Annotated in this window: 32 protein-coding genes and 1 tRNA gene; 23 read left to right on the top strand and 10 right to left on the bottom strand. The window is 70.6% G+C overall.

Features of this window, described 5'->3' with window-relative positions:
- Positions 1-18 precede the first annotated feature (18 nt).
- A complete protein-coding gene (locus H7X46_RS24305; RefSeq protein ID WP_186361569.1) occupies positions 19-858 on the top strand; it encodes an SMP-30/gluconolactonase/LRE family protein in 840 nt (279 codons plus the stop codon).
- Here the strand turns inward: H7X46_RS24305 and H7X46_RS24300 are convergent, their stop codons facing one another.
- A complete protein-coding gene (locus H7X46_RS24300; RefSeq protein ID WP_186361568.1) occupies positions 859-1521 on the bottom strand; it encodes a response regulator transcription factor in 663 nt (220 codons plus the stop codon).
- Complete coding sequence (locus H7X46_RS24295) at positions 1518-2633, bottom strand: sensor histidine kinase (protein ID WP_186361567.1); 1116 nt, start codon at positions 2631-2633, stop codon at positions 1518-1520. Before H7X46_RS24295 ends, H7X46_RS24300 begins: the two co-directional genes overlap by 4 nt.
- A 197-nt stretch (positions 2634-2830) precedes the next feature.
- Between H7X46_RS24295 and H7X46_RS24290 the strand changes: the two genes are divergently transcribed.
- Positions 2831-3232, top strand: a complete 402-nt coding sequence (locus H7X46_RS24290; protein WP_222131413.1) for a DUF6223 family protein — start codon at positions 2831-2833, stop codon at positions 3230-3232.
- Here H7X46_RS24290 and H7X46_RS24285 read toward each other — a convergent pair.
- Together H7X46_RS24285 and H7X46_RS24280 are read right to left on the bottom strand one after the other, a co-directional pair.
- Positions 3199-3558 carry an MmcQ/YjbR family DNA-binding protein gene (locus H7X46_RS24285; RefSeq protein ID WP_186361566.1) on the bottom strand — a complete coding sequence of 120 codons (360 nt, stop codon included), beginning with the start codon at positions 3556-3558 and terminating at the stop codon, positions 3199-3201. The two genes, H7X46_RS24290 and H7X46_RS24285, sit on opposite strands and share 34 nt — an antisense overlap.
- Before the next feature lie 168 nt (positions 3559-3726).
- Complete coding sequence (locus H7X46_RS24280) at positions 3727-4389, bottom strand: helix-turn-helix domain-containing protein (protein ID WP_186361565.1); 663 nt, start codon at positions 4387-4389, stop codon at positions 3727-3729.
- 54 nt (positions 4390-4443) lie between these two features.
- On the opposite strand from H7X46_RS24280, the gene H7X46_RS24275 reads away from it, so the two are divergent.
- Entirely contained in the window at positions 4444-4926 is a 483-nt protein-coding gene (locus H7X46_RS24275; RefSeq protein ID WP_186361564.1) for a quercetin 2,3-dioxygenase, read from the top strand.
- 12 nt (positions 4927-4938) lie between these two features.
- On the opposite strand, the gene H7X46_RS24270 is transcribed toward H7X46_RS24275, so the two are convergent.
- Positions 4939-5670 (bottom strand): MBL fold metallo-hydrolase, encoded by a 732-nt coding sequence (locus H7X46_RS24270; RefSeq protein ID WP_186361563.1) that lies wholly within the window; start codon positions 5668-5670, stop codon positions 4939-4941.
- Positions 5671-5826: 156 nt separating this feature from the next.
- Between H7X46_RS24270 and H7X46_RS24265 the strand changes: the two genes are divergently transcribed.
- Genes H7X46_RS24265 through H7X46_RS24255 form a run of 3 tightly spaced genes read left to right on the top strand, consistent with a single transcriptional unit; the run spans position 5827 to position 8287 of the window.
- The gene (locus H7X46_RS24265; RefSeq protein WP_186361562.1) at positions 5827-6405 is read left to right on the top strand and encodes a TetR/AcrR family transcriptional regulator; all 579 of its coding nucleotides are present in this window, start codon (positions 5827-5829) and stop codon (positions 6403-6405) included.
- The gene (locus tag H7X46_RS24260) at positions 6402-7088 is read left to right on the top strand and encodes a maleylpyruvate isomerase family mycothiol-dependent enzyme (protein WP_186361561.1); all 687 of its coding nucleotides are present in this window, start codon (positions 6402-6404) and stop codon (positions 7086-7088) included. Before H7X46_RS24265 ends, H7X46_RS24260 begins: the two co-directional genes overlap by 4 nt.
- Positions 7085-8287 (top strand): cytochrome P450, encoded by a 1203-nt coding sequence (locus H7X46_RS24255; protein ID WP_186361560.1) that lies wholly within the window; start codon positions 7085-7087, stop codon positions 8285-8287. The genes H7X46_RS24260 and H7X46_RS24255 overlap by 4 nt, the downstream gene beginning before the upstream one ends.
- 114 nt (positions 8288-8401) lie before the next feature.
- Here the strand turns inward: H7X46_RS24255 and H7X46_RS24250 are convergent, their stop codons facing one another.
- Entirely contained in the window at positions 8402-9076 is a 675-nt protein-coding gene (locus tag H7X46_RS24250; RefSeq protein ID WP_186361559.1) for a TetR family transcriptional regulator, read from the bottom strand.
- 51 nt (positions 9077-9127) lie between these two features.
- Here H7X46_RS24250 and H7X46_RS24245 point away from each other — a divergent pair, with 51 nt between their 5' ends.
- From H7X46_RS24245 to H7X46_RS24225, 5 genes are all read left to right on the top strand, one after another.
- Complete coding sequence (locus H7X46_RS24245) at positions 9128-9571, top strand: nuclear transport factor 2 family protein (RefSeq protein ID WP_186361558.1); 444 nt, start codon at positions 9128-9130, stop codon at positions 9569-9571.
- Positions 9572-9745: 174 nt separating this feature from the next.
- Positions 9746-10429: a hypothetical protein gene (locus tag H7X46_RS30930; RefSeq protein ID WP_186361557.1), complete on the top strand. Its 684-nt coding sequence runs from the start codon at positions 9746-9748 to the stop codon at positions 10427-10429.
- Positions 10426-11148, top strand: a complete 723-nt coding sequence (locus H7X46_RS30925; protein ID WP_222131412.1) for a DUF2306 domain-containing protein — start codon at positions 10426-10428, stop codon at positions 11146-11148. The genes H7X46_RS30930 and H7X46_RS30925 overlap by 4 nt, the downstream gene beginning before the upstream one ends.
- A 2-nt stretch (positions 11149-11150) precedes the next feature.
- Positions 11151-11822: a hypothetical protein gene (locus tag H7X46_RS24230; protein ID WP_186361556.1), complete on the top strand. Its 672-nt coding sequence runs from the start codon at positions 11151-11153 to the stop codon at positions 11820-11822.
- A 123-nt stretch (positions 11823-11945) separates the two neighbouring features.
- Positions 11946-12485 (top strand): pyridoxamine 5'-phosphate oxidase family protein, encoded by a 540-nt coding sequence (locus tag H7X46_RS24225; RefSeq protein WP_186361555.1) that lies wholly within the window; start codon positions 11946-11948, stop codon positions 12483-12485.
- A gap of 489 nt (positions 12486-12974) precedes the next feature.
- Here the strand turns inward: H7X46_RS24225 and H7X46_RS24220 are convergent, their stop codons facing one another.
- Positions 12975-13658: a class I SAM-dependent methyltransferase gene (locus tag H7X46_RS24220; RefSeq protein WP_186361554.1), complete on the bottom strand. Its 684-nt coding sequence runs from the start codon at positions 13656-13658 to the stop codon at positions 12975-12977.
- 855 nt (positions 13659-14513) lie between these two features.
- Here H7X46_RS24220 and H7X46_RS24215 point away from each other — a divergent pair.
- Positions 14514-16403 (top strand): ATP-dependent endonuclease, encoded by a 1890-nt coding sequence (locus H7X46_RS24215; RefSeq protein ID WP_186361553.1) that lies wholly within the window; start codon positions 14514-14516, stop codon positions 16401-16403.
- 206 nt (positions 16404-16609) lie between these two features.
- Here H7X46_RS24215 and H7X46_RS24210 read toward each other — a convergent pair whose 3' ends face one another.
- Complete coding sequence (locus H7X46_RS24210) at positions 16610-17254, bottom strand: 2'-5' RNA ligase family protein (RefSeq protein ID WP_186361552.1); 645 nt, start codon at positions 17252-17254, stop codon at positions 16610-16612.
- A gap of 2 nt (positions 17255-17256) precedes the next feature.
- Complete coding sequence (locus H7X46_RS24205) at positions 17257-18036, bottom strand: GntR family transcriptional regulator (RefSeq protein ID WP_186361551.1); 780 nt, start codon at positions 18034-18036, stop codon at positions 17257-17259.
- A gap of 150 nt (positions 18037-18186) precedes the next feature.
- Between H7X46_RS24205 and H7X46_RS24200 the strand changes: the two genes are divergently transcribed.
- The 11 genes from H7X46_RS24200 to xerC all read left to right on the top strand — a co-directional run bounded on the left by H7X46_RS24200 (position 18187) and on the right by xerC (position 25122).
- A complete protein-coding gene (locus H7X46_RS24200; protein WP_370588933.1) occupies positions 18187-18606 on the top strand; it encodes a hypothetical protein in 420 nt (139 codons plus the stop codon).
- Positions 18603-18866 (top strand): hypothetical protein, encoded by a 264-nt coding sequence (locus H7X46_RS24195; protein ID WP_186361550.1) that lies wholly within the window; start codon positions 18603-18605, stop codon positions 18864-18866. The genes H7X46_RS24200 and H7X46_RS24195 overlap by 4 nt, the downstream gene beginning before the upstream one ends.
- 288 nt (positions 18867-19154) lie before the next feature.
- The gene (locus tag H7X46_RS24190) at positions 19155-19343 is read left to right on the top strand and encodes a hypothetical protein (protein ID WP_186361549.1); all 189 of its coding nucleotides are present in this window, start codon (positions 19155-19157) and stop codon (positions 19341-19343) included.
- Between the two features lie 3 nt (positions 19344-19346).
- Complete coding sequence (locus H7X46_RS24185) at positions 19347-19691, top strand: hypothetical protein (RefSeq protein ID WP_186361548.1); 345 nt, start codon at positions 19347-19349, stop codon at positions 19689-19691.
- Between the two features lie 2 nt (positions 19692-19693).
- Positions 19694-19882 carry a hypothetical protein gene (locus tag H7X46_RS24180; RefSeq protein ID WP_186361547.1) on the top strand — a complete coding sequence of 63 codons (189 nt, stop codon included), beginning with the start codon at positions 19694-19696 and terminating at the stop codon, positions 19880-19882.
- A 101-nt stretch (positions 19883-19983) separates the two neighbouring features.
- Positions 19984-21432: an FtsK/SpoIIIE domain-containing protein gene (locus H7X46_RS24175; protein ID WP_186361546.1), complete on the top strand. Its 1449-nt coding sequence runs from the start codon at positions 19984-19986 to the stop codon at positions 21430-21432.
- Positions 21432-21647: a hypothetical protein gene (locus H7X46_RS24170; protein WP_186361545.1), complete on the top strand. Its 216-nt coding sequence runs from the start codon at positions 21432-21434 to the stop codon at positions 21645-21647. The genes H7X46_RS24175 and H7X46_RS24170 overlap by 1 nt, the downstream gene beginning before the upstream one ends.
- The gene (locus H7X46_RS24165; protein WP_255426207.1) at positions 21644-22300 is read left to right on the top strand and encodes a hypothetical protein; all 657 of its coding nucleotides are present in this window, start codon (positions 21644-21646) and stop codon (positions 22298-22300) included. Before H7X46_RS24170 ends, H7X46_RS24165 begins: the two co-directional genes overlap by 4 nt.
- Positions 22301-22401: 101 nt before the next feature.
- The gene (locus tag H7X46_RS24160) at positions 22402-23760 is read left to right on the top strand and encodes a replication initiator (RefSeq protein WP_186361543.1); all 1359 of its coding nucleotides are present in this window, start codon (positions 22402-22404) and stop codon (positions 23758-23760) included.
- Complete coding sequence (locus H7X46_RS24155; protein ID WP_186361542.1) at positions 23757-23975, top strand: helix-turn-helix domain-containing protein; 219 nt, start codon at positions 23757-23759, stop codon at positions 23973-23975. Before H7X46_RS24160 ends, H7X46_RS24155 begins: the two co-directional genes overlap by 4 nt.
- Positions 23959-25122: a tyrosine recombinase XerC gene (gene xerC / locus H7X46_RS24150; protein WP_186361541.1), complete on the top strand. Its 1164-nt coding sequence runs from the start codon at positions 23959-23961 to the stop codon at positions 25120-25122. Before H7X46_RS24155 ends, xerC begins: the two co-directional genes overlap by 17 nt.
- Before the next feature lie 88 nt (positions 25123-25210).
- On the opposite strand, the gene H7X46_RS24145 is transcribed toward xerC, so the two are convergent.
- A tRNA-Pro gene (locus tag H7X46_RS24145) sits at positions 25211-25287 on the bottom strand.
- Between the last annotated feature and the right edge of the window lie 19 nt (positions 25288-25306).

Below are 25306 nucleotides of genomic sequence, written 5' to 3'. Positions count from 1 at the left end.
CGTCCTCGAGGAGTGCCGATGGAACACCTGCCCCCGCCCCGGACCCTGCTCACCGGGCTCGCGATGGTCGAGTCCGCCCGCTGGCACGACGGACGCCTGTGGTTCGCCCACTGGGGTGCCGGCGAGGTCGTCGCCGTCGACCTGGACGGCAACGCCGAGGTCGTCGCGCCCGGCCCGCCGCAGATGGGCTGGGCGATCGACTGGCTGCCCGACGGGCGCCTGCTCACCTCCGGGCCGGAGACCGTCGTGCACGAGCCCGGCGGCCACCGGACCTGGAACCCGCAAGGGGGCAACGAGCTCGTCGTCGACCCGCGGGGGCACGTGTTCGTCAACGGCGCCGACTTCGACTTCGTGGGTGGCGGGGCGCCCGAGCCGGGCTGGATCCGCCGGATCGCCGAGGACGGCACGGCCGTGCAGGTCGCCGGGGACATCGACTTCCCGAACGGGATGGTGGTCACCCCCGACGGCGCCACCCTGGTCGTCGCCGAGTCGTTCGCCGGGCGGCTCACCGCGTTCGACCTCGCCCCGGACGGCACGCTCGGCAACCGGCGGAGCTGGGCCGACGGGCTCGGCCCGGACGGCATCTGCGTCGACGGGCCGGCGATCTGGACCCAGACCGCGGACGTCGCGGCGCACACCGGTGACCCCGACGCCCCGGCCGGCGCCTGCGTGCGCGTCCTCGACGGCGGCGAGATCACGCACCGGGTCGAGACCGACCTGCCCTGCTTCTCGTGCGCCGTGGGCGGCCCGGAGGGCCGGCACCTGTTCCTGCTCTGCAACGAGTTCGAGGGCGTCGATCAGCTGGTGAGCGTGCAGCAGCGGCGCTCGGCGCGGATCCTGGTCACCGAGATCGGGTAGTCACGGCGCGCGCCGGGACACCAGGCCGGACTCGTAGGCCAGCACGACGAGCTGCGCGCGGTCGCGGGCGTGCACCTTGGCCATGGCCCGGTTGACGTGCGTCTTCGCGGTCAGCGGGCTGATCACCATGCGTGCGGCGATCTCGTCGTTGGACAGGCCGTGCGCGACCAGCGCGACGGCCTCCCGCTCCCGCCGGGTCAGCTCGGACAGGCCGGTGCCAGGTGCGGGACGGAGCGGCTGGGAGACGTAGCGGTCGATCAGCGTGCGGGTGATCGACGGCGCGAGCAGCGCGTCCCCGCGGGCGGCGACGCGGACGGCGTGCACGAAGTCGTCCGGCTGGACGTCCTTGACGAGGAACCCGGCCGCGCCGGCGCGCAACGCGTGGAAGACGTACTCGTCGAGACCGTAATTCGTCAGGATGACGACATGCACGCCGGTCAGCGCCGGGTCCGCGGCGATCCGCCGGGTGGCCTCGATCCCGTCCATGACGGGCATCTGGACGTCGACGAGCGCGATGTCGGGCCGGTGCTCGGCGGCCCGCGCCACGGCCTCGCGGCCGTCCGCTGCCTCGGCCACCACCTCGATGTCGTCCTCGATCTCGAGGAGCGCGCGGAAACCGCTGCGGATGAGCGGCTGGTCGTCGGCGAGCAGCACCCGGATCACGACGGTTGCTCCGCGGGCAGCTCGGCCCGGACGGTGAACCCGCCCTCGTCGCGGGGCGCGGCCTGCAGGTGGCCGCCGAGGGCGGTGACGCGTTCGCGCATCCCGAGCAGGCCCACGCCGGGGACCGGGGCGGTGTCCGCGGTGGCCCGGCCGTCGTCGTCGACCCGGATGACCAGGGCGTCGGGCCGGTAGTCGATCCGGACCGACGCGGTACCCGCGCCGGCGTGCCGGGCGATGTTGGTCAGCGACTCCTGCACGATCCGGTACCCGGTGCGGTCGACGGCGGCCGGCAGCGCACGCGGGCGGCCCCCGACCGTCAGTGTGGCGTCCAGCCCGGTCGTCCGGACCCGCTGCACCAGGTCCGCGACCCGGTCGAGGCCGCGCACGGGATCGCGGTCGTCGTCGCGCAGGGTCTCCAGGGTCGCGCGGAGCTCCCGGGCCGCCTCGCGACCGGCCTCGCGGATCGCGAGTAGGGACTCGGGCACCTGCTCGCCCCGCTTGCGGGCCAGGTGGACGGCTGCCTCGGCCTGCACCTTGATGACCGAGATCTGATGGGTGAGCGAGTCGTGCAGCTCCCGCGCGATGTGCAGGCGCTCCTCGTCGGCGCTGCGCCGTGCGGCCTCCTCGCGGGTGCGTTCGGCCTCGTCGGCGCGGCGCTCGGCCTGCCGCAGCGCTTCCCCCGCCGCGGCGGCCGCGATCAGCCAGGCCAGCGGCAGGACGTCGCGGGACTGCAGCAGCGCCTCGCCCAGCAGCCGGCCGTCCGCGGCGGCCAGGAGTGCCAGCGGCACGGCGGCCAGCATGACCAGCGACACCGCGGCGGTCGCGACGTGGTGCCCTGCCCGCACGGCGGCGTACACCGCGACCAGGAACGCGACCGCCGGGGCCGTGAACCCGAGAGCCTGGTAGGTCAGCACGCACGCCCCGGCCACCGCGAGCGTGGTGATCGGGAACCGGCGCCGCGCGACCAGCACCAGGCCGGAGGCGGCGAGCAGGGAGTAGCCCAGCGGGTCGAGCGCCGACGGGACGTGCTGCCCGGGGGACAGCTCGGTGGCCAGCACGACCGCCGCCGTAGCACCGGCGATCGCCCAGTCCCCGGCCCGGCCGCTGCCCATGCGCAGAACCTAGCCGGATGCGGGCCGGAGCGACTCCTGCGCACGGATGATCAGTCGGCTACCGCGTGCGCAGTAGGTGCGCGACGCCTGCGCCGGGCGCGGCAGCGCCGAAGTGCCTGCGCCGGGACGACGACCGGCGGCCGGGGGAGCGGGCATCCTCCGGTGATCTCGCAGGAACCTCACCATGGGAGAACGCCATGTCCCTCCTCCTCGCCGCCGCGGTGCCGTTCGAGACCGTCGCTCCGATGCAGCATGCCGCCGACGCGTACACCCTGACCTCCGGCCGTGTCTGGTCCCTGGTGGGCGCGGTGCTCGGCCTGGCCGGGATCGCCGCCGGCGGGTGGGCCCTGGCCCGCGCCGCCCGCCGTCCCGGCACCGGGCGGCGCGGCGGCGTCGCCGCCCTCGTCGCGGGTGTGACCGGTGCGGTCGTCGGCGGCCTGGTCGTGGCGGCGGCCGAGGGTGGCCCCGGCACCGGCTACGGCATCGTCGGCGGATACGTGTCCCTCGTCGTCGGGCTGGCCGCCACGGTGCTCGCCGGGCTCGCCCTGGCCCGCTTCCGCCGGGCTCAGCCCGGACCCTCGGGATGGGCGAGGTCGTAGGCGCAGGAGAGCTTCTTCGGCACGACCATGCGCCACGCGTCGACCACGAGCTCGCGCGCCTCGGCCGGGTCCAGGGCCGGGAGGTCGGCGTGCACCCAGTTGAAGCGCATCTCCGACGCCGACGGCATCCGGAACGTGTGCGGGGCGCTCGCGACGAGCCCGGCCCGTTCCTCCTTCGGGAACGCGAAGCCCATCACGGTCTCGTCGAGGGAGAACGCCACGTAGACGATCTGCTTGACGCGGAACCGCAGCGCTCCGCGGACGTACGCCTCGTAGGAGCGTTCCAGCTCGGTGCCCAGCGGTCGGACGTCCTCGATCACGGCCATCGCCGGCCTCCTCCCAGTCGTGACGCGCGGGTGGACCCGTCATGGCATCCGGGCCGTGCACCGCGTCGCAGGGTCGACCGCGGCCGGGTGCGGGAGTCATCGGTGGTCCCGGAGCCCGCCGCCGGTGGTGACGCCCCGCCGGTGCCCGGGCGTGCTCAACGGCCGTCCTCAGCGGTCGTCGGCGAGGACCGCGGTGCGCATCTGACCGGCCAGCCAGCGGCGGTGGTCGTCCTCGGGCCAGCCGCTGTCGAGGACGAGCGCACCGTAGAGCGCCGGGTCGTTGAGCGTCCAGAGGGCGTCCACCGCGCGCGCCGGGCCGAGCTCTGGGCGCAGCGCGCCGAACCCGGCCGCCCGGCGCACCACCATCTCGGCCCCGGCACGGCGGTTGCGCTGCGCGGTGGCCCAGAGCTCGGCGACTTCGGCGGAGGAGTCCGCGGCGCGCCGCACGGTCTCGAACACCCGCGCGGCCCGCCGCCCGATGAGCGTGCAGATCCCGGCGTAGGCGTCGAGCACCTCGCCGGCCGTCCCGGCCTGCCAGACCGGGGCGAACCACGGCCGTTCGGCCACCGGGACGGGCTCGTCGTCACCGGCGAGTGCCTCGTTCAGGATCTGCCGCAACAGCGCCGGTTTCGACCCGAACGCCGCGGCGACGGTCGGGCGGGCGACCCCGGCCGCACGGGCCACCTCGGCCAGCGAGGTCGCGGCATAGCCGCGTTCCACGAACAACGGCCCGGCGGCCGACACGATCGCCCGGCGGGTCCGGCGGGCGTTCTCCTCCCGCACCGCCGACCGGTACGGGCGCCGCGCGGACGGCTCCTTGACTTCTCCCACGCCGGTATCATACTGGCGTCTATTCAGTAGACAGTGTCTATCAAAGGAGTGGGCATGACCGCCTCCGTCGCCCCGTACCTGACCCGACCGGACGAGGGTCAGGCCCTCTGGTTCCTCGGCAGCCTGGTCGCCGTCAAGGCGGCGGGGGACCGGACCGGGGGCAGGCTCACCGTGGTCGAGATCGTCAACCCGCCCGGATTCGCGCCGCCGCTGCACCGTCACCTCGTCGAGGACGAGGCCTTCTACGTGCTCGACGGCACCGTGCAGTTCCGGTGCGGCGAGGCGGTGCTCGACGCCGGGCCGGGTGACTTCGTGCTGCTGCCCGCCGGGGAGCCGCACACCTTCGTCGTCGGGTCCGAGCCGTTGCGCACCCTCCAGATCACCACGCCGTCGGGCTTCGAGGAGTTCGCCGCCGAGGTCGGCGAGCCGGCGCGGGAGCGGCGGTTGCCCGAACCGGGTCCGATCGACCCGGTGGCGCTCGGGCACGCCGCGCACCGCCACGGCATCGAGCTGCTCGGTCCGCCGCCGGCCGCGTAGCGGGCCGACGCGCTAGCGGGCCTCCACCATCGGGTTCCACTCCGTCAGCCCGGTCACGTCGTTCTCGCGCATGGCGCGCAGGTAGCCCTGAACGCTGCGGCCGCCCTTCACGCTGCCGTGGTGACAGGCCAGCGTCGCCGGGTTCGTGGCCTGGATCTTGTCCAACGCGGAATCGAGGTGCCGCTTCGACGGGAAGATGCCGATCATCCGGTACGCGTCGAGCATCGCGTCGCTCTCGTCGTGATCGGTCATCGCCGGGCCGCCTCCGAGGGAGATGAAGACGTCGGAGCAGAACACCGTTCGGGTCGTCTCGTCGTAGGCGAGCATCGAATCCCACTGGTGGACGTACGGCGTGACGAGGAAGCGCAGCCGGTGCGCCCCGAGGTCGAACGCGTCGCTGTCGTCGACCGCGAGGGGTTCGCGGACGGCGAAGTCGGACAGGTTGACCGCGGACCCGATCGGGCTGCCGACGGCACGCGCGTGCGGTGCGCGCTCCAGGAAGTGGTTGAGCGCGCCCGATTCGTCGCCTTCGAGGTGCGGTACGACCACGTAGCGCAACGAGGTCGGATCGAGCAGGCGACTCACGGCCTCCCAGGCCTCGTCGAAGGTCTTCCGGTACCCGGTCTCGACCAGCGTCGGCTGCTCGTCCCGGATGAGGAAGAAGCTCGTCGTGATCGGGTCACCCGGCATCGCACCCAGATTGATCCGGAAGATGTCGGGCGCGATCTCGTCGACAGTGGCCATGGCACGACCCTTCTCGTCGCCGGCGAACCCGGCGGGGCGCCAAGGCTAGGCCGGACGACGAGCCGGGACCAGGGGCAGGCGGATGACCGTGCTCCACCATGATCGTCGGCAGGAACAACACTTGTAGTCTGTATCACTACAGTCGTAGTATGAGCCATGGGGACGCGACGGGACGAGCTCCTCGACGCAGCGATCACCGTCCTCGGTGAGCGGGGGATCCGTGCGCTGACCCACCGTGCGGTCGACGCTGCGGCCGGCCTGCCGGTGGGCTCCACGTCCAACCACTTCCGCACCCGGGACGCGCTGCTCGACGCCGTGGTGGAGCGCTTCGCCGCCCGCGAGCGCGCGGCCTGGGAGGACCTCGCGAGGCGGACGTACCCGACGACACCGCACGAGCTGGCCCGGGTGCTGGTCCTCGCGGCCCGGGAGGCCACCGGCGCGCACCGCACGCTGACGCTGGCCCGCTACGCGATCCTCGTCGAGTCCGGGATCCACCCGTCCCTGCGCGCGCAGCTCTCCGCCACCGGCGCGGAGGTCAACGCGTGGTTCCTGCAGTGGCTGCGGGTCGCCGGCTCCACCGATCCCGAGCGCGACGCACCGATCATCATGAACCACTTCACCGGCCTCGTCCTGCACGAACTCGCGATCCCGGACCCGGCGTTCGACCCGACCGACCAGATCACGGCGCTCGTGACGACCGTGATCCGGCCACGATCCGCGGAGGTTCCGTCATGACCGTTTCCCTCGACCGCGACCGGGTCTGGCAGGCGATCGACGCGCAGCGCACCGCGCTGGCCGCCGTGTTGGAGGACCTCTCCGGCGACGAGTGGCAGCAGCCGTCCCTGTGTCCGGGGTGGACGGTGCGGGACGTCGCCGCCCACCTGACGCTCCAGCAGCTCGGTCCCGGTGACGTGCTGCGGACACTGCTCAAGTGGCGGGGCAGCATGGACCGCACGATCCAGCACGTCGCCCGGCTGCGCGCCGCCGAGCTGACCACCGGGCAGATCGTCGCGGAGATCCGCGGCACGATCGGCTCGCGCCGGCGCAACTTCGGCGTGACCCACCTCGAGACGCTCACCGACATCCTGGTGCACAGCCAGGACATCGCCGTCCCGCTCGGCCGCCGGCTCGACATGGACCCCGACGCCGCGGCCGCTGCCGCCGACCGGAACCTGTCGATGCGGATGCCGCCGCCCCCGGCGTCGGTCCGGAGCACGGCCGGCTTCCGGCTCGTCGCCACCGACACGACCTGGTCGGCCGGCGAGGGCCCGGAGGTGCGCGGTCCCGTGGCCGCACTGCTGCTGGTGATCTGCGGGCGGCTCGTCGCGCTGCCGCAGCTGTCCGGTGAGGGCGCCGCCGCCCTCACCGCCCGCCTCACCGCGACCGCGCCGACGGCCCGCTCCGAGGACGCGTCGTGACCGCGGCGCCCGCCGCGCCCGCGTACCTGTGCCGGCACGCCGAGTTCCACCCCGACCCGCGCCTGCTGAAACTGCAGTCGGAGGACGGGATCGGGAAGGTCAGCACCCCGCTCGGCTACGACGCCTGGCTGGTGACCCGGCACTCCGACGCGCGGGAGGTGCTTTCCGACGCGCGGCGGTTCAGCGTCGTGAAGCCGTTCGACTTCTCCCGCCGACTCGCCGGCGAGGACATGACCGACGAGGACATCAGGCGGGAGCGCGCCGGCGACCTGCTGTCCCAGGACCCGCCCGAGCACACCCGGCTGCGGGCGGCGGTGGCCCGGGCGTTCCGGATGCGCCAGGTCCGCCGGCTGGAACCGTGGATCGAGCGGATCGTCGACGACCATCTGGACCGCATGGAACGCGCGGGTGCTCCGGCGGATCTCGTCCCGGCGTTCGCCCTCCCGATCCCGTCACTGGTGATCGGCGAGCTGCTCGGGGTGTCCGGCGAGGACCGGGAACGGTTCCAGCACCTCGCGAACCGCTCGCTCGACCTGTCGCTGTCGCCGCACGAACGAGCGGCGTACTTCCGCCGGATCCGCGCCTACATGGCCGACCTCGCGACCCGGCCCGGCACCGGCGAGGGTCTCCTGGTCGACCTGGTCCGCGAGCACGGCGCAGAGTTCACCACCGACGAGCTGGCCGCCATCGGCCACCTGATGCTGCTGGCCGGCTACGAGACCACCGCGAACATGCTCGCCCTGGGCACGCTGGCCCTGCTGCGCCACCCCGACCAGCTGCGCGTCGTGCGGGAGCGGCCCGACCGGGTCGACGCCGCCGTGGAGGAGCTCCTGCGCTGGCTCACGATCGTCAACGCCGCCACGCCCCGGGTCGCCACCGAGACCGTCGAGCTGGCCGGTCAGCGCATCGAGGCCGGCGAGCTGGTGATGGTGTCGCTGTCGGCCGCGAACCGCGATCCGGCGTGGATCACCGACCCCGAGCAGCTCGACCTGTGCCGGGGCGAGATCGGCCATCTCGCGTTCGGGCACGGCGTCCACCACTGTGTGGGTGCGGCACTGGCCCGGGCGGAGCTGCGCATCGCGCTGCTGGCGCTGCTGCGCCGGTTCCCGGGGCTGCGGCTCGCCGACCCGGCGGCCGAGGCGCCGTTGCGGCCGGTGGGGCTCATCCACGGGCTGTCCGGCCTGCGGGTGGTGTGGTGAGGGAACCCAGGGCCGCCGCGCTCGACGACGCCACGACACCGGTGGTGAGGGGTCGACGCGGGCGCGCCCTGGCCCAGCACGCCGCGCCGGTCCGGTGATCGCCCAGGGCCGGTGCTACCGGCTGCCGCCCGGGTCTGCCGAGGGGACTTCGTGCCCCGCGACCAGCACGGACACCCACATCCGGCCGAGCCAGCCGGCGTAGCGTGCGTCGCTCCAGCCGCGCTCGGCGACCAGGCGGTGCCACAGCGTCCCGTCCGTCGTGGACCACAGCACGTCGCGGCACTCGGTCTCGGAAACCCCGAGCCGGCCGGTGCGGGCGGCCGCGGCCGCGTGCGTGCCGATCGCCTCCAGCCGGGCGTCGTCGGCCCGCGCCACCAGTGCGGCCGCGGCCGGATCGCTCGCCGCGGCGCCCCGAAGCGCGAGCAGCAGCGGGGCCGTGCGGCGCATGATCGCGGTGTTGACCTCGGCGAAGCGGGTCAGCCGGGTGACGAGGTCCGGCTCGGCGAACACGGCGCGCAGCTCGGGGCGGTCGAGCAGGTGCACGTCCTGCTCGTCGCCGCCGACGGCGAGATCCCACACCCGGTGAAGCAGGGTGGGCTTGTTCCGGAAGGCCGCGTACACGGTCTCGGCGGCGACCCCGGCCGCCCCGGCGATGTCCGCGATCGTCGTGCGCCCGTACCCCTGGTCGATGAACAGCGTCTGCGCGGCCGCCAGGATCCGCCGCCGGTTCTCCCGGGCCTGCTCCTGCCGCCGGGACGAGTCGTAGCGCCTCTTGACGCCGTCGGACATTCGGTCCACCCTTCTTATATTGAAAACAGTGTGACTGTACCGGAGGTCGTCATGACACAGGTCGACGCGTTCCTCGAGGAGCTGCGACCACGCTGGCAACACGCGTACCAGGCGCTCTGCAACGGCGACGTCGAGCCCTGGGCGGCCATCTGGTCCACCCGTGACCCGGTCAGCCTGTTCGGTGCCGCGGGGTCGGCGAGCGGGCACGAGGAGGTGCGGCGGGTCCAGAGCTGGGTGGCCGGCCGGTTCGCCGGGCTCGTGGACGAGAAGCAGGAGCTGGTCGCGGCCGGGGCGTCCGGCGACCTCGCCTACACCGTCGCGTTCGAGCACAAGACCGTGTACGCCGAGGGTGGCGGCGAGCCGGTGACGTACACGCTGCGCACGACCCACGTCTTCCGCCGGGAGGACGGCGAGTGGCGGATCGTCCACCGCCACGGCGACTTCCCCCCGAGCCGCGAGGACTTCCCGGTCACGTCCGGTCCGGACACGGTCTGACCGGCGGCCCGTCGCCGCGCTGCGGACGACGAAGATCCTGGTCGTGACGGGTCGTCAATACCGGCGATTGTCGGTTCCCCAAGAGTGACGATAGCGGCTACCCCCTGCCTGGAGGAACGTGTGTGGTCGTTCCTCGGAACATGCTCGGAAAATGTTCGATCAAGGAGGCCGAGCGTGACCATTTCCGCCGCGCATCTCACCCGGGCGGCCGGCCTCTTTGCCGTGGTCTCGGGGGTCTTGTACATCATCATTCAGTTCGTCCATCCGGCGGAGAACGTCGCCACGGTCACCGGAAACGCCTGGGCGATCGTCGGGTACATGACGATCGCCATGGCTGTCCTAGGGCTGATCGGAGTGACCGGCATCTACCTGCGCCAGGTCACGGAGTCGGGACTGCTGGGTCTGATCGGCCTCGTGTTGTTCGGATTGTTCTTCCTTCTCGTCACCGCATTCACGTTCGCCGAGACGCTCATCATGCCGCCGCTGGCAGCCGAGTCCCCCCGGTTCGTCGACAGCTTCCTGGGCATCTTCAGCGGCGCCGGCGCTCAGGTCGACCTCGGGTTGCTCCCTGCCCTCAACCCGGTGGCAGGTGTGCTCTACGTGCTCGGCGGCGCGCTGTTCGGGTTCGCGACCTTCCGGGCTCGCGTCCTCGACCGCTGGGCCGCACTGCTCCTCGCACTCGGAGCGCTGTTGACGCCGGTGGTCTCCCTGCTCCCGCACGCCATCGGGCGCTTCGCCGCCATACCGGTCGGGCTGGCCATGATCTGGCTCGGGTACTCCCTGTGGGCGACCGAGCGCCGCACCGTCGCTGCTCAACGCTCCTCCGACCCACGGCTCGATCTGTCCACGGCGACGTGACCAGGAGCAGGCGGCCGGAGGCGGACCGGTGGCGGCGACCACCGGTGACGGTCGACCGGGCCCGCGGCCACCGGAACCGGCCGACGCCGGCCGGCGCCATACGGCTCTGGTTGCTGTCGGCCACGCTGGCCCTCTTCGCTCTCCTCCCAGTTCTGGCCCGGCTGCTGGTCGAACTGGCCGCGGATCCTGCGGTGGACGCCCGCTCCGTCGCGTCGGTGCCACTGATCGTGCACGCGGCCAGTGGAACCCTGTTCACGGCGCTCGGTGCGTTCCAGTTCCCGACGGCGTCGCGACGGCGCGGTCGCGGCTCCGGCTGGCATCCCCGTATCGGACGCGTCCTCGTGCCCCTCGGGCTGACCGCGGCACTCTCGGCGCTCTGGCTGACGCTCTTCCACTCCCACGCCGACGGCACCGAGCAGCTGCTGTACGTCCTCCGCCTGATCTTCGGCGTCGTGATGGTGGCGAGCATTTTCGCGGGGTTCATCGCGATCCGGCGGCACGACGTCGACCGGCACCGAGCGTGGATGATCCGCGCCTACGCGATCGGTCTGGGCGCGAGCACGCAGATCTTCACCCTCGGTTTCGGCGGCGCCGCGTTCGGCACCGGCGAGCCGAGCGCGGCGCTGCTGACCGGAGCGGGCTGGTTGATCAACCTCGTCGTCGCGGAATGGGTCATTCGTCGCTCGATGGTCGGCCGATCCCTCCCGGGAGGCGGATGAGCATGACCACGAAGAGCTCAGAGGGGCGCGGCACCGTGAGCGCCGCTCGTGCCGGACTGTGGCTGTTGCCGGTCTACGCAGTGTTGCTCGCCTTGAGCACACTCACCCATCAGCCCGACCCCGGCACCGACTTCGACGCGTTCGCCCGTTACGTCACGACCGACATCTTTCTCGTCAGTCACGTGCTTGCGAGCATCGCCGGTGCCGCGCTCGGGACCATCGGAGCCGTCGCCGCGTTGGCCTTCCTTCTCCGCGGCCCCGCGGTTCGCACCGCTGTGGCAGGGGTGGTCCTGACCATCACGGGAAACGTGCTCACCACCGCCGTGTTCGGCGTTGCGGCCTTCGCGCAGCCGGCACTCGGTCGTGCCTACCTGAACGGAACGCCAGGCGCGTCCGCGATGTACGACGACATCTACGGCACTCCGCTTCTGGCCACGGTCGGCGTGGGTCTCCTCATGCTCATCGCAGGCGCGATCTGCCTCGGCTCGGCGATTGCGCGCGCGGCACGCGATGTGTGCTGGGCTGGGATCGGCTACGCCGTGCTGCTTCCGCTGTTTGCCGTGACCGGATTCCTGTTCAGCCTCGCGCAGCCCGTCGCGGCAGCCGCCTTGGCGGTCGCCGCAGTCGTCATAGCCATCCGGCTGCCCCGCACGACCGCACGAGAACCGCATTGAGATCGGCACGTGCGGTGCCGGAAGCCCCGCCGATGCCTCCGGCTCTACAGGTGGCTCGTCCACGCGCAGTCGGCGACTGCGCACCGAGCCGATGCTGTCGGTGGGAGCTGATTAGCTAGCCGAATGTTCGAAACTCCCGACGAGCTCCACAGCCTCCAAGTCCTGCTCGACACGTCGTGGGCCGGCTCCAGCAGCCACCTCAAGTCGATCATCCGGCCAGGTGAGAGTGCCTTGGACGCCGAGCAGGTCGTCCGCGTCTGTCAAGGCATGTGCACGCTGGCCATCGCCACGGTCACCCGGCGCGGTGAGCCACGCATCAGCGGCGCCGACGGGCACCTCCTGCACGGCCGTTGGATCGTCGGCACCCACCGCCAGGCCGCTAAAGCCCGTCATCTCGCGGCGCGGCCCGGCATCAGCGCGACTTTCCTGCGCGGCGAGCAGCTCGGCATCTTCACGCATGGACACGCCGTTCCGCTGAACCCCGAGGGGACGAGCAGCGACCCGGCCTGGCCGGCCGTCCGCGCCTACCTCGTCAACCACTACGACGACGACGGCGACAACCCGTTCTGGGACGAGAGCGTCTGGTACCGCATCGACCCCAGCTGGATGGTCGCCTACAGCGCCGACCCCGTCGGCCTGCTCGACCAACAACCATCGGTCTGAGGCGAGTTCGCGCGGGTCCATCCCGGGCCGTCACTCTGGGGCCAAGACCGGCAGGCGGCTCGACGCGGCACCTCCGTCCACCGCGGGTTCCGGACCGTGCTCGGGACCGCCTGGCTCGATGCGGGGAGGTGGAACGACGAAGGCCCTGGTCCGGCTCGGTGTTCCGAGCCTGTGACCAGGGATTTTCGTGGTCGGGGTGACAGGATTTGAACCTGCGACCTCTTCGTCCCGAAGCAACGAGAGGAACCGACTGAGCAGATCGAACCAGCTGTTCAGGCGGGTCCGGGTGTCCGTGGAGGTCCGCGGTGTTCCGGGTCCGTATGGACCGATCGTCACTCAGTTCGTCACGCACCCGCGCCCGGTGTTCGTGTCGCATCCCGTCGATGCTCCGTGCCGCCCCGGGCCGCCGCGTGGTCGGGCGCCAGGTTCTGTGCAGGTAAAGGGTTCTCGACGTCCACAGGCCTCCACCGGCGGCCACATCCTCACAGGTCAGGAGTCACCTGAAATCTGAGCAGCCCCGTGGGCGTCGTGGCGTGCCAGGAGGTAGCCGGCCGGCGGCTTGCCTTGGACTGGAGCGGCGATGCGCATTCGTCCGAGCTCATTGAAGTTGTGTGCTCGGAGTTGTTCAGTGAGCGCATCAAGGCTCCACACGTAGGCAGGTGAGGCCTTGTGGTCGTAAGGGGTCCAGCCCTCGTCGCCTGGGGAGTCGGTGATCTGCGCGGCGACGAGCAGGGGTCCGCCCGGTTCGATCACCCGGGCGAACTCGACCAGGACAGCTGGCAGCAGGGCCGGCGGTGTGTGGATCAGGGAGAAGTGAGCCAGGATGCCGGCAATCGACCCATCTGGTGCCTTGAGTTGGAGCATGGACGCGACCTCGAAGGACAGGTCGGGGCGATACTGGCGGGCGATCTCGATCATGGCCGGTGACACATCGATCCCGTAGGCCCGTGTGCCGTTCCGGTCCAGGTGGTCGACCCATTGTCCGGGGCCGCAGCCAGCGTCGAGCACGGCGCTGTCCGACCCACCGGCGTGGACGAGGCCGGCGAACGCATTGATCATCGCCCTGGCCAGCGTTCCGGCGTCGTCGTCGCCCTGACGCACCATGGAGTCGTAGAGCTCGGCGACGGCATCGTAGTCCCGGCGTGTTCGCTCCACGGCCTCGTGCTCGTTCATGGGGCGGACAGTAGGGCACAGCACGGACACCGAAGCGCCGCGCGCGGGGTCATCCTGGGTCTGTTCAACCATCCGCCTGCCGTCACGTTCCCGTTCGTGCTGGTCATCGGCTTGGTCGGTGTGACGATGAACCCCCGCCTCATCTGACTCGGCGTGAAACCAGGCTGCAGTGACGAATGACCCTCGCTCTCCTAACGCGAACCACGCCCTGTTGCAGCCTGCGCGTCTGCTCCGGGACCCGCGATCACCAGCCCAACCGCTGCCACGCCGTGTCAGCGGATATCGGGCTGTCATGGGCCGGATGTGCCCCAGATGTGCCCCGGTGCGGCCCGCTCCCCTGCGCTTGCTGAGTGCCATCCCGTCGACCTGCTGCAAGCCGACCGCGCGGACGGCCGTGGGCGGCCCTCGACGCAACCGCAGGTCAACCGTGCCGAGCTCCGCCCACGGTCGGCTGTGTGGTAGCCCGGAGGGAGGTCGGCGGGATGGCACGCCCACCATCCCGGAGACCAGCCCGCCCGGCGAGGGCGCGCGGTCAATCACTTGCGCCCCAGGAACCCGGGAGTACATGTCTGGCACGGCCAGGCAGGTCAGGGTTCAGCCGGAGTTGACAGCTCCCGCTCTGGCTCGCGCTCGGTCCCCTCCACGACGCCATCGGTGAGTACGTGTGGTAGCCCCTCCGGGAGGTCGACGCGATGCCACACCCTGGCCATCCCGGAGACCTGCCCGCGCGACGAGGGCCGTTCCCTAGGCACTGGACCTGGACGCCTGACATCTTGACTGACACGCACTGCTCTTGTGCTTCGCACCCGTGCACACCGTGTAAGTTCAACTGCAGCGGACATCGGGAGTGAGCAAATGCGGATTGATAGCATCTACATCAGAAATTTCCGCGGAATTCGCTACGCGGAAATCTCCGACCTGGCAGATGCGTCGATTGTGACGGTTTCTGGCCCAAATGGTGCTGGCAAGAGTCTGCTATTCGAAGCCCTGACCGTCCTCTGGCGTTCCACTACTCCATGGGGGCAGCTTGACGTAAAGCGCCTAGTCGGGCCATGGAGCGACAGCGCCGAGTTGAAGGCCGTATTCTCCCTTACCTCCGAGGAGCAAGCCGCACTGCAAACCTTTGGAGCTGACAAGGTTGATTCGGAGCACGGAGATGCTCCCAGTTCCATGAGTCTCCATACTCGAATTAGCCGTGAAGGACAGTTCGGTACGATCGAGCCAGTCGTTGACAGTAGATGGGGGCAGATCTTCTGGAGTGCGGATTTTGCCCCGTCGCACTCTTTTGCTCATCTCGACTATTTGCCAGCAGACCGAAGCATTCAGCGCGGTGAGCAGGCTCAGGTGAACCCAGCGATGCTCAGTGCCGAGCAGACGGAAGGCCTTCGACAGCAGGTCTTCAATTCGTTTGTTCAACAACGCTCCATCCTGACGCTGACGGGCGTTCAACCGTTCCTAGCCTCACTCGACTACTTGGACATGCTCGCGGATCGCGAAGGCCGGCCCCGCAGCGGCGACTTCGAGGCAATTACTGACCCATTCGAGACGGCGACGCGCAAGAAGATCAATCGTCCAATAATTGACCCGCTGGCACCGTTCGGTGCCTCGCTTCGAGTCGACACCCCCTCTGGTTCGACACACGAATTGGACCAGCTCTCAAGTGGTGAGCAGGAAGTCCTCTCACTGATGTTCTTCGTGCGCCGCCTGAACGCAAGCGGCGGCCTACTGCTCGTAGACGAGCCCGAGCTGCATCTTCATCCATCTCTCCAGCAACTACTTTTCTCGGTGATGGAGCGAGTTGCGGAACGCGCCCAGGTCTGGATCGTTACACACGCACCAAAGCTCGTGACTTCCGCACCACTGAGCGCAGTCCTGCATATGTCTCCAACGGACGGGACTGACTCGAACCAACTTGTGAAGGCGTCCGACGAGGAGTTGCGCGGGCGCCTACTGTCCGATCTCGGTGTTCATCCAGTGGACGTCCTTCAAAGTGATTCGATTGTCGTGGTCGAAGGATCGGTCGATGCTCGCCGACTTCTGTCAGCACTGGCACTTGCACTAAGCCGCTCAACCATATACGTCGCCGGGAACGGCTCGGGAGTTGAAGCGACGGCGCGATCCCTCGAGTCCGGAAACGCGCTAATCCCCTGGATTGCAATTCGGGATAGAGACCTACTGTCCGACGATGACGTCGCCGGTATGACCCGACAATCACCCCGCCTGTTTGTCTGGCCTTTCCGTACCCTTGAGAATGAATTGCTCGACCCCGACCTGCTAACGCGCACATTGAGTCGCGCTGGCAGGGAGGTTGACGTTGACCAAGTCAGAGATGTTCTCCGTCGCATAGCTGACGGTCACCGCGATGAGATCACGGCCGATCTAATCGAGCTTGAGCTCAAGCGACGCTTTCCCTATGAACTCGACAAGAGCAATACGCCGCTGGAGCAGCGACGGGCCTACCTGAGGGCGCAAATTGCGTCAGCGCAGAGCCGGCTTGGCCTATTTGATGAAGTCGCGCGCGATATCGAGGGATCGCTTGACGAGCGCTGGGACAGCGATTGGTTTAAGTTAATGGACGGAAAACGTGCATTGGGTGAAATTATCAAGTATACGCCATACAGAAACACGGCCGACCTCGTATCGGCCCTTACGCACACAATACGAGAGGAGCCCACGACGATGCCGCCTGGGTTAGCGATGTTAAATCTTCGCCTTGAGAAGATGCGAGGGATGAGCCAGGCGTAGCCAGTCGGACTGTCGAGCAGCCGCGCGCCGAGCGGGGACCGGCCGGAGGCCGCACGCCCCGGGCGGCGCAAGCGGCGCGGCGCCGGAGGCGCCGCCTTGATACTGAGTGGAGAATCTAGACACAGTGCGCTCGGGCGTCGTTGTCGTGTCCCGGCTGATACTTGACGTTCGCCAGCGGGGGAGACGCGACAGTCGGGCGGTCGGCCTCAGCGCAATGGGGCGTCGGCCTCGGTTGTCCAGCGGTAGACCCACTCGGGGGCGAGGACGCGGTTCTGGGTGATGAGGGTGGCGCGGGCGATGCGGGTGCTAGCCGGCGCGGGCTCGATGGCGTCGAGCGCAGCCCGGTACGGCTCGGACGCGTGCTCGGCTGCGCTGTAGGCGAGGGACACGTGCGGCCGGAATTGGGCGGACTGTGCGGGCCCGGTGTTGACCGCGTCGGCGCCGAGTGCATCGGCGATGCCGTCGCGGATCGCTGTCTGGATGGCGTGGAAGGGCTCGCTCGGCTCGGGTGTCAGGACGATGGCTTCGGCGAAGATGGTGGGCTGGCTGAAGCGGGCGTCGAAGGCGGGGACGCCGGCGAGGCGCTTCTGGACGCTGGTGACGACCGCACGGAGGGCGTCGTCGTCGATCTCGTCGGTATAGCCGACGCCCTGCACGGTCAGGTGTAGCCATTCCAGCGGCACCAGGTTGAGGCCCGGCAGGGTTGCGAGCTGGCGTTGATAGGCGGCGGCGAGGCGGTGGAGCTCGGGGGCGTCGTCGAAGGTCAGGTGCCAGGTGTAGACCAGCCGTCCGGGGTGCCAGCCGGGGCGGGGCCACCAGTGATCGCGCAGCGTCGGGGCGTCGGTGGGCATGGTTAGACCTCCGAGGCGCGGGGGCCGGTGTCGCTGTCGGGGGTGATCTCGTACTCGTCGAGGATCTGGATGCGGTCGGCCGGCCAGATCGACTCGGACACCTCCAGGAGCGTGCTGTCCTCGGCGAGCGCGGTGTGGATCAGGTGTACGACGGCCGCGCCGGGGGCGAGGTCGAGTAGGTCGGCCTCGTGGTGGTTGGGCATGCGGACGTCCCAGCGGTCGCGGGCGAACGCGTAGGTCTTGCCGGACAGTTCCTCGACGCACAGGAACAGGGCCTTCGGCACGACGGTCGCCTCTTCCAGGTAGGTGCCGGCGGCGAACTCGGCGGGCACGTAGCTGGCGCCGATCTCCTCGGGCCTGCCGGTGTCCTTGTCGCGCAGGAGACGGCGCCGCACGACGAACGCCGGGGCGTCGGCCACGACGTCGGCGATGTGCTGCGGGGTCTCCTCCGGGCCGGCGCTGAGGATCTCGTGCGCGAGGTGCGAGGTCAGGAGCTGCTTGTCGGAACGCGCGCGGCCGTAGCGGTGCCGGGAGCGCCGCTGGAGCTTCCGGTTCTCGCGGACGAACGTGCCGATGCCATGCCGGGACTCGATCAGGCCTTCGGCCCGCAGCACGCCGAGCGCCTGGCGGATCGTCGGGAGGCTGACGTGGAACCGGGCGGTCAGGTCGGTCTCGGCGGGCATGCGGCTGCCCGGCGCGTAGACCCGCTCGCTGATCTCGCGCCGCAGCTCGTCCGCGATCCGCTGGTACTTCGGCGCTCGTGCACCGAGACCGCTCGTCATGCTTGCTCTCTCCCTTGCTCGTTCCGGCAAGCGTCGCGGCCGCCACTGTAGTCCTCATGAGGACCTGTTGACACCGTGGGCGTGACGTTGCACACTCGTGATACTCCTAATGAGGAGTGGAGGACGTGACAGCCTGAGGAGGGGCGAGCGATGACGAGCATGAGGGATATTCCGGTGCTGCTGGACGGCCGGAAGCTGACGGTGGTGGATCCGCCGGCACCGAAGACGCGGCAGGACGCCAACGGTGCGGAGGTGCCGGTGATCGACAAGGACGGGGTGATGCAGTTCGTGGTGTCGCTGTTCTGCAAGCTGCTGGTGCCGGCGGGGCAGCGGGCGCCGAAGGGCGAGGAGATCAAGGTGACGCTGGCGAGCGACCCGGGTGAGGGGTTCGACGAGGGCACCCGGGTGCAGCTGATCGACCCGCAGGTCAGCCCGTACTCGTTCGAGACCCCCGACGGGCGCACCGTCTCGGGGATCTCGTTCAAGGCGATGGGCCTCAAGCACGCCACCCCGGCCCCGGCCCCGGCGCCGGTGCGGCGTGGCAAGGACGACGGGGAGGGCGGGCAGTGAGTCGCCCGGACTGGCTCCCGTCCTCGACGGTGTCGGTGAACCTGCACGTCTTCGAGACGACCGCCTACCGGGTCAGCTTCTATCCGGCTGAGGACCGGGTCACCGTCGACGCGGACGGCTCGGGCGGGTCGGTGGTGCTGTTCCTGGACCGTCCGGAGATCGCCCGGCTGCGCGGGGTGCTGGAGCAGGCCGAGCGGGAGCTGACCGCCCGTCAGAACACTGAGAACGGGCCTCGCGTGGTGCGCGGGCCGGCCGCGTAACTTTTCGCGGCACTTTTTTCTCTCGGCCGGATCGTTTCCGGCAGTCCTTGAGTAATCCGTGAGTAATTCCGAGTCGGGGACACGTGTGTCCCGAACCAAGAGGGGTGAGCATCCGATGGGGTGTGTGGAATGCGGCGGCAGTCGGGCCTGTGACGAGTGCGGTGGTTACGGCGACTCGATTCTTGGCCTGGAATGCGCCGAATGCGGTGGGTCGGGGGTGTGCCCGCATTGCTGGGGTCATGTCGATCTGACCACCGAACCGGACCCGAACGACGTGGAGGCAATCCGATGAACACGAGCACGAAGACCCGGCCCCGGGTCACGACCGGGGTGGGCCGGCTGGTGCGCCGCCTGGAGATCGAGCGGCGCCGCTGGACCCGCCACGAGCACCCGGTGGTGCCGACCGAGCGGGCGTGGCGGGCCGGGGTCGCCGAGGGCCTGCGGTTGGCGCAGATCGCGATCCGCAAGGGGGTGTGAGCCGTGGCGACCCTCAGTCTCGGGGCCCGGGATCGGATCAAGACCCTGCCGAAGGTCAACCGGCGTGCCCTGCGCAAGTACGGCGAGTTCTGGCGCGCCCTGCAGCTCGTCGGCGACGCCCTCGCCGAGGCGGAGAAGGTCGCCGCCAAAGCCACCGACGCCCCCAAGGGCCGGCGGGGCGGGAAGGGGGCGTCGGCGAAGGCCGGCGCCGATGGACAGCACTGGTCGGTGGCGTCGCCGGACGAGATCGCGGGGGCGGCGAAGAAGGCCCACGGCTCGCTACGGGTGATGGCGTCCTCGGCCAAGAAGTGGGAGGCCGAGCTGGTCTCCCGAGAGTGGAGGAAGTAGCCATGTCGAAAGCCGTGGATCGCACCGTGGAGGAACTCGACGCCGCCATGCGTGAACTCAAGCGCTCGTTGCACGGGATTCCGTATCGGACGGGCGGGTTCAAGAACACCCACGACAATCTCGCCCGCGATGTCGCGGTGCTGACGGTGCATCTGGATTCGGCGCGGGGCGCGTTGCGCGAACAGAAATGACCCATCTCGGGTGGTGGGGTGCCCGCCGCGGCGATTCTTGGCGGAAACACATGGCGGGCGCCCCGCTACCCGATCCCAAACTCTCGTGAGGACTGGTAGCAATGACCAAGCGTAGTAGTTCTGCGACCCGGATGAACGGCCCGGCTCGCCAGAATCGAGGTCGGGCGACCCGGCCGGCGGGCCGGGAGTTCCTGGCCCTGGCCTGGCTGGCCCGCCATCCCGGTTTCGTCGCCGGCCCCCTGCTCGTGCTCGGCCTGGCCCTGACCGTGGGCCCGCTGGCCACGGCCGCGCTGCTCGGCGGCCTGGCCCTGGCTGTCGTGGTGTGGCATCGGGCGCACCCGGCCAGCTTCGACCGGTTCGCCGGCCCGTGGCTGCGCGCGTCCTGGCGGCGCTGGACGGTCTACCGCGGCCGCCGGTGGGCGCGGCTGATGGCCGACTGCGGGCTCTCCCGGGAGCACCGGCACACCGGGGAGACGCTGGTGCCCCGGGTGCTGCGGGTGCGGTCGTGCTCGCCGTCGATCGACACCGTGTACGTGCGCCTGGTGCGCGGCCAGGACGTCACCTTCTGGCAGGAGAAGGCCTCGGTGCTGTGGGAGGCGTTGATCGCGCACCGGGTGGCGATCACCCGCCACCGTCCCGGCGTGGTCGCGGTCGTGATCGAGTGGGAGTTGCCGTTCACCCGCACCATCCCGGCCCCGGACATCCCCGACCACGTCGACGACGTCGACCTGGGCGCGGTGGAGATCGGCGACAACGAACGCGGCGAACCGTTCACCGCCCCCGTGATCGGCGGGCACCGCCTCGTGGCCGGCGCGTCCGGCTCCGGGAAGGGCTCGCTGCTGTGGTCGACCCTGCGCGGCATCGGGCCGTGCCTGCGGGACGGGGTGGTGCGGGTGTGGATGGTCGACCTCAAGGGCGGGGTGGAGACCGAACAGGGCGCCCCGCTGTTCCACCGCTACGCCACCACCATGCCCGACGCCCTGGAGCTTCTGACCGAGTTCCGGGACGCCATGCGAGACCGGCAGGACGACATGCGCGAACAGGGCATCCGCGCCTGCACTCCGAGTGTGGGGACGCCGGTGGAGCTGCTGGTGATCGACGAGATGGCCATGCTCACCGCCTACGGCGACCGCTCGGCGGTCCGCGACGCCCTGCGGCTGCTGGCCGAGATCATGACCCAAGGACGGGCATCCCTGTTCGCCGTCCACGGCTACCTCCAGGAACCGTCCAAGGATGTCCTGGACGTCCGCGAGCTGTTCACCCAACGGATCTGCCTCGGCGTCACCGCCGCTAGCCATGTGGACATGGTGCTCGGCGATGGCGCCCGGGAACGCGGCGCGCTGGCCGACGAGATCCCCGGCGATGACCGGCATGCCGGGATCGGGTTCGTCATCGACAAGGGCTCGCGGCTGCCGGTGCGGTTCCGGGCCGCCTACGTCGGCGACGACGACATCACCGAACTCGTCTGCCGCTGCACCCCAACCGCCGACACCGACACCGATGCCGGTGGCGATGTGATCGACCTCGACGCCGAGCGGGGGGCCGCGTGATGGGCACGACCACCCTGTGGGCGCTGCGCACCTGGGCCAAGCTCACCCTGCTGCTCGGGCTGCTGGTCGGCGGGGCGTGGCTCTACCTGGGCACTGGCTCGGGCTGGTTCTGGGTCGCCGTGGGCGGTGCGCTGCTGGCGGAGTGGTACATCGTCCGGCAGCTCGCCCGGGAATGGTCCTGGGAGGCCCGCGCCACCTGGTGGTGGTCCGCATGACCGGCACCGTCCAGGGGGCGCTGTTCGGTGACCCGGCCGTCGTCGAGACTTGCGACCCCGGTCCGGCTGCGACCCAGGATCCGCGGGAGGTCGCCCGCATCGTCACCACCGCCCAGGATCCGGGGTTCCTGGTCATCGAGCGCACCGGCCGGGTCCTGCGGGCGGATCCGGCCCGGCCCGGCTGCGCCGAGGCGGTGTCGCGCCACGACGGCGACACCGTGGCCCAGCTGCTCGACTCCGGGCACCTCAAGCTCGGCGGCACCCACCACGTCCACCACGCCGGCCACGAGGGCCCGGCCCGCTCCGTGCTGGTCCCGAAGCTGACCCGGGACATGGTGACCCGCTGGGACCACCTCCGGCCGATCCCGGCCCCGCGGCCCGCACCGGACCGGGCGGAACCGCAGCGGACCACCGGGCTGATCGGCGTGGACGTCGTCCAACCGGGCAAGGCGTTGGTCACCCTTGGCGCCACCGGCCACGGCGGCACCGTGCTGCGCGACGGCGGTCGCTACCGGGTCGAGGACGACCACGGCGCCCTCGTCGGCCACGCCAGCTCCTACCGGGCCGCCGCAAGGTTGCTGGCCCGCTACCACGGGTTCACACCGGGCCCGGTCGAGATCGAGCACGAACACCGCACCTATCCGCGCCGCTGACCCCGGCCGGTCCGGCCCGGCCCCGCCGCCTGTGAGTCCGGCTCCCGGCGGGGCCGGCGCCACCCGCCCCCACGCTTCGTATCCCCGGGAGGGATGCCGTCATGACGACCACAACCCCGCACGACCAGCACGAACACGATCTTTCGCACCTGCTCCGATCGCCTGGCTTCCAGGAGTGGCGCCGGGAGGTCACCGCCATCGGCGGCTGCGCGGCCCCGATCCATCTGACCGGCTCGTCCCGCATCGTCACGGGGGACGGCACCGTCCTGGCCGAGCGGGCAGGCGACATCCTGGCGCCGTGCGGGAACCGGCGGGCGTCGGTGTGCCCGGCCTGCTCGGACCGCTACGCCTCCGACGCCTACCACCTGATCCGCGCGGGGATGGCCGGCGGCAAGGGCGTCCCCGAGTCGGCGGCTGCGCATCCGCGGGTGTTCGTCACGCTCACCGCGCCGTCGTTCGGGCCGGTGCATACCCGCCGGGTCACCGCCCGCGGCCTGGTCGTGCCCTGCGTGTGCGGGGACAAGCACCACCGCGACGACCCCCGGGTGGGCACCGCGCTGGACCCGGACGGCCACGACTACGAGGGGGCGATCCTCTGGCAGGCCCACGCCGGCAAGCTCTGGAACCGCTTCGCGATCCGGCTGCGGCGGCTGCTGGCACAGGTGCTCGGGGTCAAGGTCCGCGACGTCCGCCACCACGCCCGGCTCTCCTACGCCAAGGTCGCCGAGTACCAACGCCGTGGGCTGGTGCACTTCCACGCCGTGGTCCGGCTCGACGGACCCGACGGACCGACCACCGGCGCCCCGGCCGGGATCACCACCGACGGGCTCCATGCCGCGATCCGGGAGGCGGCCGGCTCGGTGGTGCTGACGGTGGACCGCCCGGACGGGACACCGCTGCCGCTCACGTGGGGGCGGCAGGTCGACGTCCGACCCATCACCTCCACCACGGCCGCGCAGCTCGAGGACGACGACGGCGAGATCACCGACACCGCCCTCGCCGCCTACGTGGCCAAGTACGCCACCAAGGGCACCGGCAAGAGCGAGGCCACTGACCGGCCCATCCGCGACATCAGCCACCTTCGGCACCTGGACCTCACCGAGCATCACCGGCGGCTGATCGAGACCGCGTGGGAGCTCGGCGGCCTGGCCGAGTACGAGGGGCTGAACCTGCGCCGGTGGGCGCACATGCTCGGCTTCCGCGGCCACTTCCTGACCAAGTCCCGCGCCTACTCCACGACCTTCGGCGCCATCCGCGGCGAACGCCGCACCTACCGGCTCGGTGAAACTCTCGCCGCCTTGGATGCCCCGGTTGATGCCGGGTCGGTGTTGGTGGTCAACGACTGGCAGGTCGTCGCGTTCGGGCACCGCAACGACGCCGAACGCGAGATCGCCCTCGGCATCGCCGAACGCCAACGCGCCCAACGGCGCATCCGATCCGAGCCTGGGAGGTCGTCATGAAGCTCGACGAGGTCCCGCCGTGGCGGCTGTTCCGGGTCTCCGAGGCAATGGTGCTGCTCTCGATGAGCCGCTCGGTGATCTACGAGCAGCTGCGATCCGGGCGGCTGCGCTCGGTCCACCAGGGCCGGGCCCGGCTCATCCCTGCCTCGGCCATCGCCGAGTACGTCCAACTTCTCACCGACGAGACCGGAGGCCGTTATGAGCGCTCGGCGTAGCCGCGGGGATGGCGGCCTGCACTGGGACGAGCGCCGGCAACGCTGGATCGCTTCGGTCACGACCGGCTACACCCCGGACGGCAAGCGGATCGTGCGGCGCGCGAGTGGCAAGACCAAGACGGCGGCCAAGGAGAAGCTGCGCGAGATCGTCCGCACGGTCGAGGACGGACACGCCGTCGCCGAACACGGCTACACCGTCGAGCACGCCGTCCGGGACTGGCTGACCTACGGGCTCACCGGGCGCGCGCCCGCGACGATCGAGACCCGGCGCATCCTCGCCGAGCAGCACGTCATCCCGGCCCTCGGCGCGCGGAAGCTGCGCGAGCTGTCCGCCGAGGACGTGGACCGCTGGCTGGCCCGGAAGGCCCGCACACTGAGTACCCGGACCCTGCAGGACATCCGGTCGATCCTGCTGCGCTCGGTGACGCGGGCGCAGGCCCGGGACAAGGTCCGTCGCAACGTCGTCCTGCTGTGCAGCACGCCGACCGGGCAGCGTGGCCGGCCCTCCAAAGCTCTCACCTACGCACAGGCGCAAGCGCTACTCGAACTCGACGTCACGACCACCTACGGGGCGTATGTGGTGGTGGGCCTGCTGACCGGCGCGCGGACCGAGGAGCTGCGGGCCCTGATCTGGGACGACGTCGACCTCCTCGGACAACCGGACACAGACCTGCCGGTGCCGCCGCACATGAAGGTCTGGCGCTCGGTCCGGCTCGACGGGGACACCAAGACTCGCAAGTCCCGCCGGACGATCGCCCTACCGGGCCGCGCCGTGGAAGTGCTGCGTAGCCAACGCGAGCGGCAGCTCCGGCACCGCTCACGGGCGGGAGCCGAGTGGCAGGAACACGGCCTGGTCTTCGCCTCGGAGACCGGCACACCACTCGACGCGGCCAACGTCCGGCGCGGGTTCCGGACCGTGCTCAAGGCGGCCGGGCTGGACGCGGGGGAGTGGACGCCGCGGGAGCTGCGGCACAGCTTCGTGTCCCTGCTGTCGGACAGCGGCATGACCATCGACCAGATCGCGCGGCTGGTCGGACATACCGGCGGCAGCACGGTCACCGAACTCATCTACCGCAAGCAAATCCGCCCGGTGATCGACGACGGCGCGACCGCGATGGACGGCCTGTTCCCGCGCGCAGAGCCGTAGTCACTCAGATAGTCACGCAGGGCGTCCAGCACATGACGAAGGCCCTGGTCTCGGACTCTCGATTGAGTCTCCGACCAGGGCCTTTGTGTGGTCGGGGTGACAGGATTTGAACCTGCGACCTCTTCGTCCCGAACGAAGCGCGCTACCAAGCTGCGCCACACCCCGAGTGGCTGTCACGGTCTCC

Origin of the sequence: Pseudonocardia sp. C8, assembly GCF_014267175.1 — a bacterium.
Lineage (GTDB): Bacteria > Actinomycetota > Actinomycetes > Mycobacteriales > Pseudonocardiaceae > Pseudonocardia.
This window is presented reverse-complemented; position numbering and strand designations above follow the sequence as displayed.

Bases quoted from the DNA above. Each gene is read 5' to 3' on its own strand.
- H7X46_RS24305 (WP_186361569.1), top strand. From the start codon at position 19: ATGGAACACCTGCCCCCGCCCCGGACCCTGCTCACCGGGCTCGCGATG.
- H7X46_RS24295 (WP_186361567.1), bottom strand. From the start codon at position 2,633: ATGGGCAGCGGCCGGGCCGGGGACTGGGCGATCGCCGGTGCTACGGCG.
- H7X46_RS24290 (WP_222131413.1), top strand. From the start codon at position 2,831: ATGTCCCTCCTCCTCGCCGCCGCGGTGCCGTTCGAGACCGTCGCTCCG.
- H7X46_RS24285 (WP_186361566.1), bottom strand. From the start codon at position 3,558: ATGGCCGTGATCGAGGACGTCCGACCGCTGGGCACCGAGCTGGAACGC.
- H7X46_RS24275 (WP_186361564.1), top strand. From the start codon at position 4,444: ATGACCGCCTCCGTCGCCCCGTACCTGACCCGACCGGACGAGGGTCAG.
- H7X46_RS24270 (WP_186361563.1), bottom strand. From the start codon at position 5,670: ATGGCCACTGTCGACGAGATCGCGCCCGACATCTTCCGGATCAATCTG.
- H7X46_RS24265 (WP_186361562.1), top strand. From the start codon at position 5,827: ATGGGGACGCGACGGGACGAGCTCCTCGACGCAGCGATCACCGTCCTC.
- H7X46_RS24260 (WP_186361561.1), top strand. From the start codon at position 6,402: ATGACCGTTTCCCTCGACCGCGACCGGGTCTGGCAGGCGATCGACGCG.
- H7X46_RS24250 (WP_186361559.1), bottom strand. From the start codon at position 9,076: ATGTCCGACGGCGTCAAGAGGCGCTACGACTCGTCCCGGCGGCAGGAG.
- H7X46_RS24245 (WP_186361558.1), top strand. From the start codon at position 9,128: ATGACACAGGTCGACGCGTTCCTCGAGGAGCTGCGACCACGCTGGCAA.
- H7X46_RS24230 (WP_186361556.1), top strand. From the start codon at position 11,151: ATGACCACGAAGAGCTCAGAGGGGCGCGGCACCGTGAGCGCCGCTCGT.
- H7X46_RS24225 (WP_186361555.1), top strand. From the start codon at position 11,946: ATGTTCGAAACTCCCGACGAGCTCCACAGCCTCCAAGTCCTGCTCGAC.
- H7X46_RS24220 (WP_186361554.1), bottom strand. From the start codon at position 13,658: ATGAACGAGCACGAGGCCGTGGAGCGAACACGCCGGGACTACGATGCC.
- H7X46_RS24215 (WP_186361553.1), top strand. From the start codon at position 14,514: ATGCGGATTGATAGCATCTACATCAGAAATTTCCGCGGAATTCGCTAC.
- H7X46_RS24210 (WP_186361552.1), bottom strand. From the start codon at position 17,254: ATGCCCACCGACGCCCCGACGCTGCGCGATCACTGGTGGCCCCGCCCC.
- H7X46_RS24205 (WP_186361551.1), bottom strand. From the start codon at position 18,036: ATGACGAGCGGTCTCGGTGCACGAGCGCCGAAGTACCAGCGGATCGCG.
- H7X46_RS24200 (WP_370588933.1), top strand. From the start codon at position 18,187: ATGACGAGCATGAGGGATATTCCGGTGCTGCTGGACGGCCGGAAGCTG.
- H7X46_RS24190 (WP_186361549.1), top strand. From the start codon at position 19,155: ATGAACACGAGCACGAAGACCCGGCCCCGGGTCACGACCGGGGTGGGC.
- H7X46_RS24180 (WP_186361547.1), top strand. From the start codon at position 19,694: ATGTCGAAAGCCGTGGATCGCACCGTGGAGGAACTCGACGCCGCCATG.
- H7X46_RS24175 (WP_186361546.1), top strand. From the start codon at position 19,984: ATGACCAAGCGTAGTAGTTCTGCGACCCGGATGAACGGCCCGGCTCGC.
- H7X46_RS24170 (WP_186361545.1), top strand. From the start codon at position 21,432: ATGGGCACGACCACCCTGTGGGCGCTGCGCACCTGGGCCAAGCTCACC.
- H7X46_RS24165 (WP_255426207.1), top strand. From the start codon at position 21,644: ATGACCGGCACCGTCCAGGGGGCGCTGTTCGGTGACCCGGCCGTCGTC.
- H7X46_RS24160 (WP_186361543.1), top strand. From the start codon at position 22,402: ATGACGACCACAACCCCGCACGACCAGCACGAACACGATCTTTCGCAC.
- H7X46_RS24155 (WP_186361542.1), top strand. From the start codon at position 23,757: ATGAAGCTCGACGAGGTCCCGCCGTGGCGGCTGTTCCGGGTCTCCGAG.
- xerC (WP_186361541.1), top strand. From the start codon at position 23,959: ATGAGCGCTCGGCGTAGCCGCGGGGATGGCGGCCTGCACTGGGACGAG.